This is a genomic window from Pseudomonas asiatica (genome assembly GCF_009932335.1).
Classification (GTDB): Bacteria; Pseudomonadota; Gammaproteobacteria; order Pseudomonadales; family Pseudomonadaceae; genus Aquipseudomonas; species Aquipseudomonas asiatica.
This window is the reverse complement of record NZ_BLJF01000001.1, coordinates 2,131,727-2,144,511: the sequence shown is the minus strand read 5'-3', so window position 1 is coordinate 2,144,511 and position 12,785 is coordinate 2,131,727. Positions and strand designations below refer to the sequence as shown.

Here is a 12,785-nt window from a genome sequence, read left to right as displayed (position 1 = left end):
TCCCTGGGAAACTTTAGATAACAAGTGTTTCGTTAATACACAATATGGCGTGCCGGGCGAACACGGGGAGGCACCGATTTGGGAACGCCAGTATCACTGTGCATCGGCAGGCCAGGCGCTCGCCCCTGAATTTCCGTGGACGCTGGCGCGGGTCAGGAAAACGGCACGTGAATTGCTTTGGTCATAAGACTTGATCAAGTGATCATGTCGGTTGATCAGTCGATCGCTCTTGTCGGTAGTGCCGGATTTTCGGCGCTCGCGACAGGTGAGCGCAGGGTGCCTACGGCAACTTGTAGCCGGGCCCTGGGCCCAGATCCGCTGACAAACAATGACTCAAAGCACACAGGTAAATGCGCAAATGGATACACGGAAACTTTCGACGGTCAGCAGCGACACACCGGTCGAGCAGGTAGTGGAAATCATCAAGCGTGACGGTGCCGTAATCATTTCCAACTTTGTCTCGGAAGGCACCTTGAAGGCCCTGACCGAGGAGTTGGACACCTTTTTGAGTGTCACGCCTTGCGGTATGGACCCTTACTTTGCCGGCACCCAGACACGCCGCGTCGCCCGAATTCTCGGGCGAAGTGACACGGCGGTAGAGGTGGCGCTGAATCCGTTGTTTCTCGAGTCCGCCAGAAAGATCTTGCAAACACCTACCCATGTCTGGGTCGGAAGCGACCGCGTCGAGATCGAGCCGGATATCCAACTCAGCATTACCCAGGCTATCCAGATCGGCCCAGGCCAGGGTTTGCAACCTTTGCATCGCGACGATGCCACATCGCTCTGGCGGCATCCGCAATATGGTCGTGAGGCTCGGCTGCAAATCATGCTGGCCATTACGGACTTCACCGAAGAGAACGGTGCGACACGTGTCATTCCCGGCAGCCATCAATGGGATGACGAACGCATGCCAACGCAGGAAGAAACAATCGCCGCCGAAATGAAGGCAGGCTCTGCGCTGCTATGGATGGGGTCGGTCTACCACGGTGGTGGCGCCAATACATCCTCAACGCCTCGCACCGGTCTGACCATGGCGTATGACTTGGCTTTCCTGCGACTGGAAGAAAACCACTTCCTGTCCATTCCTGTTGAGCGTGTTCGGCAGCTCCCTGCGCAACTGCAACGTCTGCTGGGTTGGAGTGCCAGCTCCACGCTGCTGGGTTGGGTTGAAATCGATGGGCAGATGCGCGACCCACAAGAGCTTCTGGGCATGGCGTCTTTCTCCGAGCCAGGCAAAGGCTTCTAACCCTTCCCCTTGGCAGAATTCCCTGGAGCGAAGTGAATGAATGCGTCGAACAATGTGGCCGGGAACGGTTCGGAAACACTGAGGTTTCGCAGCCTCGGCGGGTGGGTGGAACGTCCTATCGACCTGCAACCTGAATTGAAAGGTCACGCGCATGCCGATGTGATCGTGATAGGAGCCGGGTTTGCCGGTTTATCGACGGCCTTGGAGCTGTCAGCCCTTGGGGCGAGCGTCATCGTGCTGGAGCAGGAGTTCGCCGGTTTCGGTGCCAGTGGGCGCAATGCCGGTTACCTGCTCGGCAGCATGGGAATCGAGTGCGAAGTCTTCGTCAAGCGCGTGGGGCTGGAACAGGCCAGGACGTTCGTCAGTTTCTACGACGAGGCTGTCACGTATGTGGAAGGGCGTTTCGCGGCGTTGGGTATAGATTGTGACTACATCCCCTCGGGGGTTATCCGAGCTGCCGTGCATCCAGGCCAGGAAAAGCGGCTGCGCGCGAACATGGCGCTTGGGCACACATTGGGCTCTGTGACCCGTTTCGTGGACCAGGCCGAGATGCGCGCCCGCGGGCTCCCACCTGCCTTTTTGTTTGGCAGCGAGCAGCGCGGTGGCACCCTGAACCCAGGGAAGTACATCGGTGGCCTGCGCCGTGCGGCCATCCAGGCCGGCGTGAAACTCTACGAACGCACCCCGTTGGTTTCCTACAGTGAAGGGCAAGTCATCACTTGCAAGACCCCGTTCGGCACTGCAACGGCGCCCGTGATGGTCATGGCGACCAACGCCTATACGCCTCAGGTGGGACTGTTGCGCAACAAGGTGGCGCCGATTCGCGTATCGGCAATCGAAACCGAGCCCCTGTCGACGGAGCAGTTGGCTGCCCTGGGATGGAAAGGGCGAGAAGGGATCATCACCCCGCACTACACGATGGAGAGCCACCGCCTGACGGCGCATGACACCCTGGTGTTGACGGTCAAACAGTTGGGCTATGCCTACGGTTCCAAGACTCCCAACATTCCGGACTACAGCGCCTATGCCGCGTTGGCGCGGGTGTTGCGCCAACGTTTTCCGGGTCTGCAAGGCCTTGGCATTCAGCACTGCTGGAGCGGTTATGTCAGTGGGGCTTACGACTTCCTGCCCGTCATCGGCACGACGGGGGCGAAACAGAACATTTTCTATACGGCGGGATGCTCGGGCCATGGCCTTGCGACGCAATCGCTCATGGGCTCGCTGTTCGCCCAGAGAATCAACGGCCAAAAGCCGCCACTGCTTTCGGCATTGCAGCACAAGACACCGTCCATGCTGCCGGAGCCTTTCCAATGGTGCGCTATAAACACGGCGCTTGCAGCGGCCCGGTTGTTGGATGCCTGGACCGATAAAAAAGTGCGCAAAGACAGTGCATTGAAAAACTGAACAGTGCCGGCGCCTCGATGGCGCAAGGCTGTGGCGCGGCATTATTTACAGAGGCGGTTATCGTGGAGCTCAGAGATCTAGGTGCACTGGTTTCGTGCATTCTGTTGGTGGTGTGCGGGCTGGGTTATGGCATGGCATTCGTCAGGCGGAAGAATTATCTGCTTGGCCTGGAGTTCCTGGTCGTGGGGATTTCCGCATCGAACTTCACGGCGTTCATCGCGACGGGTTGGCAGGCCAATTACAATGTCGCGATTTTTCTCGATGCGTTTTCGCGCGGGGTGGGCGTACCTGTTATCGCAACATTGGGGTTGATGGCGGTTACCCACGGTTACAAACCTTCTATAGCAAAAGACCTGCTGCTGTTCGTGGCCGGTTTTGCCGCCACCTGCGTCTACTACCTGTCTGGCATCGTCAACGATACATTGGCGTTCTTCTACTTGCTCATGTGGTCACTCTACACGGTGTACCTGTGCTACTTCACGTGGCGCCTGGCACGTGCCGGGGAGGTGTTCCATGCATTGGCTACCGTGCTGGGCGGGGCGGCGGGGCTGACGGTGGCGTTGCGGTATGACTTCTTTCCGATTCCGGGCGATGACACGAAGATGGTCTTCATGACCTTCGCCTTCCTGACCTGGTCCTATTCGATCGTGCAGTTGTACTACGCCTATGGCGCGCTTGAGCGCTCCAAGCGGGTTTCCTCTCAGTCGCTCGTTCATTCCCGATAACGTTTACTCCATGGCGGGCCACCGGCCTGCTTTTTTGCCGCCCCTCGGGGCGGTTTTTTTTGGGGGGGCATTTTATGCGCCGTACGGTTGTCGGGTGAATGGCACGCCTCAGCTGGTGTCGTTATGCCCAGCCGTCGATCATCTTTTGGTAACACTTGTTTCGATAATTCACATGATGGTGCATGAAAGCGCTGCGTCCACCGCAGGGAGTATCATCTAACTAATTGATATTGAAAGAATATATTTATTCATGAGGATTCTGGCATATGGCTTGCGTCATGATCTTGCGACATGATCGGTTGATCAGGTCAGTTGATCATGAGATGTGACAGGGCTGGTTTTCCGTCTGGAAAGTCGAGCCACGGTCAAAGCCCTTTGTTGAGGATCCTGCAATGAAAGAAGTGACTGAACGGCTGGAAGGTGAAGTGTCCGCTCGCCGTGTTTTCAGGCAACTGCTGCTGGCTTGCGCGGTATCGACCGCGATCTGCTCGGTTCAGGCAGCGACCCAGGAGCCTGAGGCGCTGGGTTCGAAGCTGACCCCTCTGGGCGGTGAGAGCGCAGCGAGTTCAAGCGGGGATATTCCGGCCTGGGCACAGCCAGGGCAGCAGGGGGCGGGGTGGAGTTACGGCCAGGTACGAGGGGAGCACTGGAAGTTCAAGGGTGATAAGCCCCTCTACAGCATCGACGCGAACAATGTGACACAGCATGCGAGCAAGCTGTCCCCTGGCCAGCTCGAACTGTTCAAGAAAGTCCCAGGCTATCGCATGGATGTCTACCCGACCCGTCGTACCTGCAGCGCGCCGGATTTCGTGATCGAGAACACCAGGCAAAACGTTGGCTTTGCCAAGCTCGACGCTGCCGGTGTAGCCCTTGAAGAAGCCCATGTACCCGGTATCCCGTTCCCAATGCCCAGCACTGGGGCCGAGGTAATGTGGAACATGAAGATGCGCTATCGCGGCGTCGGCGTGGAAATTCCCCGGAGCATTTCAGGCATTTCTCCGCGCAAGGGCGGGGAATGGTTGCGCCAGTCGACCGACACCTTCTTCCTGACCCCTTGGGGCAAGAAGGGGAGCGCGCTTTTCTCTTCCTATGGCCGGCTGGAGAACGCGACCTTCTTCAACTACCTGGAGCCCGCTGCGCTGGCCGGTCAATCCGCCGTGCAAACGGCTGTGGCCGGCGAGCAGGCCACGACCTTCTACTACTTCCCTGGTCAGCGTCGCGTGCGGCGCATGCCGTCGTATTCCTACGACGCGCCACAGATCGGCCTCGACAACCAGTACACCGTGGACGAGGCGAACATCTTCTTCGGCACCATGGACCGTTTCGACTGGAAACTGATCGGCAAGCAGGAACTGCTGGTGCCTTACAACGATTTCGGTGCCTACGACACCGCTGCCAAGGTGGAGGCGTTCGCTGGCAACGACTCGATCTCGCCGCAGTCGCGTCGCTATGAACTGCATCGCGTCTGGGTCGTCGAGGCCAATGTTCGCCAAGGCATGCGCCACCAAGCGCCCAAACGCATGTTCTACATCGACGAGGACAGCTGGAACCCGCTGCTGGCCGTCGACTTCGACAAGCAAGGGCAGATCTGGAAGGTGCGTGAAGGGTTCTCGATTCCCGTGTTCGAGACCGGCGCTTGCGACGTGCAGGCCCAGGTCCAGTACAACCTGGCCGAGGGTCGTTACCTCTTCGACATGACCTCCATCGGGGCAGGCAAGAACGATATTCGCTGGATCACCGAAGACAGTGGCAACCCTCGCCTGAAGCGCGACTTCTTCACCTCCGACAATCTGCGAGCCATCAGCGAGCGCTAAACCGACGCCAGATCGAGAGCCAACATGAAAAAAATAATTACGAAAGCGTCAGGCCTTGTCATCGTGTGCGCAACCCCCTTGGCAATGGGGTTCACATTTGAAACCGAAACCCTCAATGGCTCCTTCGATTCCACGATCACCGCAGGCATGGGCCTGCGTACCGAGTCGCGGGGCTGCAACCTGATCAACCAGGGGCCGATCGGGCACAACGTGCCCTCCGGCTGCCTGGCACAGAGCTCCGGCGTGGCGGACCAGGGCGACCTGAACTACGACCGCGGCGACATGTTCACCAACTACCTCAAGGGCACCCATGAGCTGTTGCTCAAGATGCCCGAGGACGTCACCTTCATGGCGCGTGGCACCTGGATCCGCGACTTCGCTGCCACCGATACCACCGGCACGCTGTCGTTCAACACCCCTGAGAGCGTCGGTAGCAACGGGCTGAGTGACGACGCGCGTGACGACCTCGCTTTCAAGGCTCGCCTGCTGGACCTTTGGGTGAGCAAAGGATTCAACGTGGGCGGGCAGCGGGTCCGCGCGCGCCTGGGTAACCAGGTGATCAACTGGGGCGAAAGCCTGTTCGTGGCCGGTGGCATCAACAACACCAACGCCTACGACTACCAAGCCTTGGCGCGCCCTGGCGTGCAGCTCAAGGAGGCCGTGCTGCCCGCGCCGATGCTCAGTGTCGCCTCGGGCCTGGGCTCGGGTGTCAACGTCGAGGCCTACTATCAATTTCGCTGGAACAAGAGCGAGTTGCCGCCGGTGGGCAGCTACTGGTCCACTACCAACGCGCTGGGTGAGGGCAGGGGAGACTATGGGTTCTCCGAAAAAGACGCCCGCGACAGCGGCCAGTGGGGCCTTTCGCTGCGTTGGCAGCCGGAAGACAGCGACATCAACTATGGCTTCTACGTGATGCGTTATCACGACAAGTTGCCATCATTGCGCGTCGCCATTCTTGACCCTAACACCTTCGCGGCGGCACCGACCTGGGAATACCAGGAAGACCGGATGATGTATGGCGTCAGTGCCAACATGCCGATCGGTGACTGGGCAGTGGGTACAGAGCTTTCTTACCGGCCGAAGGATTCGGTCATGCTCAACCCTGTTGTCGACCTGTGTTCCAGCAATGGGGGCAAGTGCTGGAAAGACGAAAAGAAATTCCAGTGGCACCTCACCGGCCTTTACAGCTTCACACCGTCCAACTCCCCGACGCTGCTCGATTTCACCGGAGCCAGCACGGGTACCCTGCTGTCGGAACTGGTGGTCATCCATTACCCCGGGCTGCATGACGAGTTCAATGGCGAGCCCCTTGCCGCGGGGCTCAATGCCTGGCAGTTGGACCCTGCGACAGCGCCCAAGTCCCGTGGCGACAAGACGTCCTCGGGCATCAATTTGGACTTCAGCCTGACCTACGACGGCACCTTGTTACCGGGCTGGCAGGTCACTCCAGGTGTCTTCTATTCGCGCTCGCTGGGGGGCAGAACGCCGAACTTGAGTGCGACCTTCACCGAAGACGCGAGCAGCATGAACCTGTACCTGAACTTCGTGCGAAACCCGGCCAGTTGGCAGATTTCCCTCAACTACGCGAAGTTCATGGGCGGCGAGACGCCCTACGACCAGCTTTATCGTGACCGCGATTATGTCGGCATCGCGATCTCCCGCACCTTGTGAGGCTTGCCGTGAACGGTTCTGTAAAGCTATCTGAAGCCCCGGCACGTGGCCTGTTGTCACGTGTCGAGGGTGTGTTGTTCGGGCATCGTCGTCTGGTGCTGGCGAGCCTGGCGATGTTCACGCTGATCATGGGCTGGTTCGCCGTGCAACTGCGCATGGATGCCGGCTTCGAAAAGCAATTGCCGGTAGGCCATGAATACATCGAGACATTCGAGGCTTACCGCAATGACCTGCTGGGGGCGAACCGGCTGACCCTCGTGGTCAAGGCCCGACAGGGCGATATCTGGAGCTCCGCAGGTCTGAAACGGCTGTATGACGTCACCCAGGCGGTGACCTTTCTTCCGGGTGTTTCGCGCAGCAGCGTGCGTTCGTTGTGGACGCCCAATGCCTTCGTCAACGAAATCACCGAAGAGGGTTTTCGCGCGGATCCACTGGTACCGGGGACGGTTTCTCCCGAGCACCTGGATGACCAGGTCATCGCGACGATCGCCAACTCCACTGCCCAGGGTGGTTTCATCGGCACGCTGGTTTCCCGTGATCAGCGCAGCGCGATGATCACGGTGGAACTCAACGAGTACGACACCCATGGCGCCCACCTGGACTACGTGGCGTTCAACCACAGGCTGGAAAAAGAGATCCGCCAGCAGTTCGAAGATGGCGATTTCGAAATCCAGATCATCGGTTTCGCCAAACAGATCGGCGACATCGCTGACGGGGCTTCAGCGGTGTTGGAGTTCTGTTTGCTGGCGTTGCTGCTGACGGCGGGGGCAGTGTACTGGTATTGCCACTCCCTGCGCTTCACGCTGCTGGCGCTGGTCTGTTCGCTGGCCTCGCTGGTCTGGCAGTTCGGCAGCCTGCGCCTGTTGGGGTACGGGCTCGACCCGCTGGCGGTGCTGGTGCCCTTCCTGGTATTCGCCATCGGGGTTTCTCATGGCGTGCAGCAAATCAACTTCATCGTGCGCGAGATCGCCATCGGCAAGCGCGCCGAAGAGGCGGCGCGCTCGAGCTTCACGGGGTTGCTGATTCCCGGGACGCTGGCGCTGGTGACCGCGCTGGTTTCCTTCGTGACGCTGCTGTTGATCCCGATCCCGATGGTGCGGGAGCTGGCGATCACGGCCTCGCTTGGCGTGGCCTACAAGATCATCACCAACCTGGTGATGTTGCCGTTGATGGCGTCCTTGCTACGTGTCGATGACAAGTATGCGGCCGCTCAGGAAATTTCCCGGCAGCGGCGCACCCGCTGGCTGCGTGGCCTGGCCCGGCTCGCCGAACCGCGCAAGGCGCAGTGGGTGCTTGGCGCGGCCTTGGTGGTGTTCCTGGTGGCGATCTGGCAAAGCCATGACCGTGTCGTTGGCACGCTGCAGGCGGGCGCGCCGGAATTGCGCGAGAATTCGCGCTTCAATCGCGATGCGGTCTCCATCGCCAGCAACTACGACATAGGTCTGGACTGGCTCAGCGTGGTGTTCGAAGTCAACAAGGCCGCTTCCAGCGAAGGCAGCCAGGTGGCCTGCGAGGATGTCGCCCTGGGCCAGTACCAGGATCGCTTCGTGTGGGCCATGCAGGGGGTGCCCGGTGTCCTGTCGGTCGCGTCTTTCTCCACCAACATGCGCCAGTTCAACGAGGGCTACAACGAAGGCAACCCGAAGATGGCGGCGGTGCCCATCGACCCGATGAACTACGCCGCGCTGGCCACCGAGGTGGCGCGTACGCCCGGGCTGATGCGCACCGACTGCAACATGTCGGCGGTGCACCTGTACCTGGCAGACCACAAGGCCACCACCATCAACCGAGTGGTGGACGCCGCCAAGGCGTTTCGCAGCGAGTACCCGATGCCAGGCATTTCGGTTCGCCTCGCGTCCGGTAACGCCGGCGTCCTGGCCGCCATCAACGAAGAGGTGGAAAAAAGCGAAACCCCCATGCTGCTGTATGTCTATGCCGCCATCGCATTGCTGGTGTTCGTGGTGTACCGGGACCTGCGAGCGGTCCTGGTGTGTTGCCTGCCGCTGACTATCGGCACTTTCATTGGCTACTGGTTCATGAAGGAACTGCAGATCGGCCTGACCATCGCCACCTTGCCGGTGATGGTGCTGGCGGTGGGCATTGGCGTTGATTATGCCTTCTATATCTACAATCGCCTGCAACTGCACCTGGCCCATGGCCAGTCGATTACCAAGGCGGTCGAGTGCGCGCTACTCGAGGTGGGTGTCGCCACTATTTTCACCGCCATCACCCTGGCCGTGGGCGTGGCCACCTGGGCGTTCTCGGAGCTCAAGTTCCAGGCTGACATGGGCAAGCTGCTGGCCTTCATGTTCATCGTCAACATGGTCATGGCCATGACCGTGCTGCCGGCCTTTGCCGTCTGGCTGGAGCGGGTGTTCCCGCGTAAGCGTCCCGTGCGCATGATCGGTGCGCTGGTGCACTGAGGAGAGAAGCATGAAATTCAGGGTTTCATTCACCGCGGCCTTGCTCGCAGCAGCATTGCCGCTGATGTCTCTTCAGGCCGCGCCGTTGCAGGCCGTGCCGGCCGTACAGGCGAGCAATGCCACGCAGGCCACCATGCTGGCCGCCAGCTGGGCCGGGGAGCGCGTGGTTGCCGTGGGCGACCACGGTGTCGTGTTGTTGTCCGACGACCAGGGCAAGCAGTGGCGCCAGGCGAGGTCGGTACCGCTGTCCACGCCATTGACGGGGGTGTCGTTCGTGGATGCCAAGCGCGGGTGGGCGGTGGGCCACTGGGGCGCGATCCTGGCCACCACCGATGGTGGGGAGTCCTGGCAGGTCCAGCGCCTGGCCACCGAAGAAGACCGACCGCTGTTCGCCGTGCACTTCTTCAATGCCCGGCAGGGCGTGGCGGTAGGGCTCTGGTCGTTGGTGCTGACGACCGAGGATGGGGGGCTGACGTGGGCTGAGCAGGCGGTGCAAGCGCCGCCCGGGGCCAAGCGGGCCGACCTCAACCTGATGGGGCTGTTTGCCGACAGCCGCGGCACGCTTTACGCCACGGCCGAGCATGGGCAGGTGCTGCATTCCGAAGACCACGGGAAGAATTGGCGTTACCTGGATACCGGCTACGAAGGCACCCTGTGGTCAGGCGCGGTACTGGCCGATGGGCGTCTGCTACTGGGTGGCCAGCGCGGTACCTTGTTGCAGGGTTCAGCGGACGGCAAGGGCTTTCGCCGAGTGCCCACGCAAAGCAAGGGCTCTGTCACTTGCGTCGCGGTAGCGGGCTCTCGTGTGCTGGCGGTCGGGTTGGACGGGCTGATGGTGCAGAGCAGCGATGGTGGACACAGTTTCGAGGAAACCCAGTCGGCTGATGGCCTATCGCTGACGGCGGCGCTGTTCAATGCCGATGGCACACCGGTTCTGTTTTCACGTCGTGGGGTAATGCCTTATCGGGAGTGAAGGGCTGGCGCTCAAAGGCCAGGCATCGCAAACCGATGCCTGGCCTGTTTCCTTGCCTGGGCGTTTGGATGGTCGTGGCACCTTCAGGGCCAGGCAAGTCAACGCTGGATGCTAGAGCTGAAGGTAATCCGCCAGGTCTGCGTAGTTATGCTGCCAAAGGCCAGGGCTGCCATTGGGGTATTGGGAGCGGAAACCGAGGATCTTCTGAACGCGTGGAGAAAGCGTGCGCACCAGCTCGAGCGGCACGATCAACGGGTAGGCTTCTTCAGGCGTGATGATCGAAGCCTGCATCGGGATCGTCAGCCCGCGACGGTAATAGTCGGCGGTCACGTTGGCCCCGCCACCGTGAACGACCTTGCCGCCGAACAGCACGGCATCCCCGGCTTTCAGCAGGGCGGGGATCGTCATCTCTGGGGTTCCGACGTCGTTGAAGTCATCCCAGTCCTGGCTTCCCGGAATCAAGCGCGTGGCGCCGTTTTCCTCGGTGAAATCGGTCAGCGCCAGCATCAGGTTGGTGATGGCGCGTGGCGCATGTTTGTTCATGGCCACGAACGGTTGGTACTGCGCCATGTCGCGGTGCAGCATTTGCGCTTTGTTGCCCGGGCCGATCTCGATCAACTGGGCCGTGGTCAGCCACCAGTCTCCGCACTCCGGGGCGAAAAGCACGTTTCCCAGTTCGTGGAAGAGGTCGTCATCGAGGATTTCCTCACGAAAGGTCTTGCTGTGGGTGACGAGGTTGGTGAGCCGTTTGGTCTGATGGCCGTGGAACTCGGCGATCAGCGCGTGCTCATGCTTGGAGCCGGCATCGAGCGCGGCCAAGGGAGCGTCGAGTTCGTTGTTGATCCGCACGACTTGTTCGGGGGGCATGAAGTTGCGAATGATGACCGCTCCTGCTTGGTCGCTCAGCAGCGCAATCTCTTGCGCTGAAGTCGAGCGGGTTACCACGGGCAGGCTTGGCATGGAGTCGCGAGAGGCTGACATTGAGAACACTCCAGATTGAAAGAACGGTTGGCGCAGGCGGGTTGATCCCCCCAACTGCTGGCATCAGGAAACAAACCCGCTTGCCACTGCGCTAAACCCAAAAAAGGGACATGAAGCGTCACGGTGCCTCCTTGTATTTTTTGTTCAGGCAGTGAGTTCATGCTAGGTTTCCCCTGGCCTTGAGCCAAGGTACGAACTGCACCATTTACCAGACGATTTTTGAGCGATTTGCACTGATCATGACCAGCACGCCATTCCCCTGGCCACGCCCCTCGGAAGCCGTTCGCGAGCTCATGCGCAAAGGTGCCGAACTCGCTCAGGCGCTGCCGCCCGAGTGGATCGAGCGCCTGAACCAGGCACTGTTTTCTACACCGGAAGATGCCAAGTTGCTGGAGGATCCGGTCATCCTCGCCGCGTGCCGGCGCGCCAATCGGGCAGAGTTGCTGCACTGGGCCAATGCCAATCTGCAGCGCCCTGGGGAGCCGGTGGAGCCCTACGTGTCTGCTGACATGGTGGACACGGCCAGGGAGCTCGCCCGCAGGGGGCTCTCCGAGCTGCTGATGAATGTCGCAAGGTCGACACAGAACGCAGCCTGGGACCTGTGGATGAAGATGGCCTTCAGCCTGACGCAGGATCCCGCGCTGCTCGCGGAGTTCCTGGAGGTCTCGTCGCGGTCGATCTCGACGTTCATCGACAGCAACATGCGTGTGGTGACCCAGATCATCCTCGAAGAAAAGAGCGCCCAGGCCCATGACGACCCTATCGATAAACGCAGCCTCGTAAGCCGGCTGCTCGACGGCAGGGATGTGGACGCCGAGCAATTTGGCAGGCGACTGGGCTACAGCCTGGCTCAGAGGCATCACGCCTGCCTCGTCTGGAGCGAAACCCCGGACGCCGAGATTCGCCCGCTGGAAGATATGGCGCGAGCCCTGGCGCAGCTCACGGGTACGGTAGCGCCTCTGATCGTATTCGCGGGCCCTGCGACCCTGTGGGCCTGGTGCAATGCGGCAAAGCCGCTGGACCTGAACCTTTTGCAAGGTGTCGCTCGACAATTTCCCAAGATACGCGCGGCAATCGGTTCGGCGGGCGCGGGGATGAATGGCTTCCGGCGCTCGCACCTGGAAGCCTTGACCACCCAGCGGTTGATGGGCCGGTTGGCGGGTTCACCTGCCGTTGCCACGATCGATCAGGTGAGGATGGTGTCGCTGATGACCCAAGATGCCCGCGCGGCCAGGCAGTTCGTCTTGAGCACCCTGGGGCGCTTGGCGACCGAGCCCACGGTACTTCAGCATTCGTTGCACGCCTTCCTGGCCAATGGCTGCAACATCACCCAGACCGCCGAGGTACTGCGTACGCATCGCAACACCTTGCTGCGCCGACTGGAGCGCGCCCAGGACCTGCTGCCTGTCCCGCTTGCCGACCATCGCATCCAGATCGCCGCTGCCCTTGAGCTGGTGATCTGGAGTACGCCGCTCGATGGCGACGAGCAATAGCGTTCATTCCCTACCTTTGACGCAATAGCGGCCTCACGGCTGTTGCCTCCATGCG

General features: G+C 60.6%; 9 protein-coding genes. 8 read left to right on the top strand and 1 reads right to left on the bottom strand.

Annotated elements, in window-relative coordinates; genetic code table 11:
* Nucleotides 1-358 precede the first annotated feature (358 nt).
* From GYA95_RS10065 to GYA95_RS10035, 7 genes are all read left to right on the top strand, one after another.
* Nucleotides 359-1,246, top strand: coding sequence for a phytanoyl-CoA dioxygenase family protein (locus GYA95_RS10065; RefSeq protein WP_015270447.1), 888 nt, complete (start codon nt 359-361; stop codon nt 1,244-1,246).
* Between the two features lie 36 nt (nt 1,247-1,282).
* Nucleotides 1,283-2,650: an NAD(P)/FAD-dependent oxidoreductase gene (locus GYA95_RS10060; protein ID WP_015270446.1), complete on the top strand. Its 1,368-nt coding sequence runs from the start codon at nt 1,283-1,285 to the stop codon at nt 2,648-2,650.
* Nucleotides 2,651-2,667: 17 nt separating this feature from the next.
* Nucleotides 2,668-3,375 (top strand): hypothetical protein, encoded by a 708-nt coding sequence (locus GYA95_RS10055; RefSeq protein WP_015270445.1) that lies wholly within the window; start codon nt 2,668-2,670, stop codon nt 3,373-3,375.
* A gap of 392 nt (nt 3,376-3,767) precedes the next feature.
* The gene (locus GYA95_RS10050; RefSeq protein WP_003257183.1) at nt 3,768-5,189 is read left to right on the top strand and encodes a DUF1329 domain-containing protein; all 1,422 of its coding nucleotides are present in this window, start codon (nt 3,768-3,770) and stop codon (nt 5,187-5,189) included.
* Nucleotides 5,190-5,213: 24 nt separating this feature from the next.
* Nucleotides 5,214-6,860, top strand: coding sequence for a DUF1302 domain-containing protein (locus GYA95_RS10045; RefSeq protein WP_308700757.1), 1,647 nt, complete (start codon nt 5,214-5,216; stop codon nt 6,858-6,860).
* Between the two features lie 8 nt (nt 6,861-6,868).
* Nucleotides 6,869-9,283 carry an efflux RND transporter permease subunit gene (locus tag GYA95_RS10040; RefSeq protein ID WP_043935645.1) on the top strand — a complete coding sequence of 805 codons (2,415 nt, stop codon included), beginning with the start codon at nt 6,869-6,871 and terminating at the stop codon, nt 9,281-9,283.
* Nucleotides 9,284-9,293: 10 nt separating this feature from the next.
* Nucleotides 9,294-10,256, top strand: coding sequence for a WD40/YVTN/BNR-like repeat-containing protein (locus tag GYA95_RS10035; RefSeq protein ID WP_015270442.1), 963 nt, complete (start codon nt 9,294-9,296; stop codon nt 10,254-10,256).
* 111 nt (nt 10,257-10,367) lie between these two features.
* Here GYA95_RS10035 and GYA95_RS10030 read toward each other — a convergent pair whose 3' ends face one another.
* Nucleotides 10,368-11,237 carry a phytanoyl-CoA dioxygenase family protein gene (locus GYA95_RS10030; protein WP_015270441.1) on the bottom strand — a complete coding sequence of 290 codons (870 nt, stop codon included), beginning with the start codon at nt 11,235-11,237 and terminating at the stop codon, nt 10,368-10,370.
* Nucleotides 11,238-11,416: 179 nt separating this feature from the next.
* On the opposite strand from GYA95_RS10030, the gene GYA95_RS10025 reads away from it, so the two are divergent.
* Nucleotides 11,417-12,730 (top strand): PucR family transcriptional regulator, encoded by a 1,314-nt coding sequence (locus GYA95_RS10025; protein WP_015270440.1) that lies wholly within the window; start codon nt 11,417-11,419, stop codon nt 12,728-12,730.
* Nucleotides 12,731-12,785: the final 55 nt, after the last annotated feature.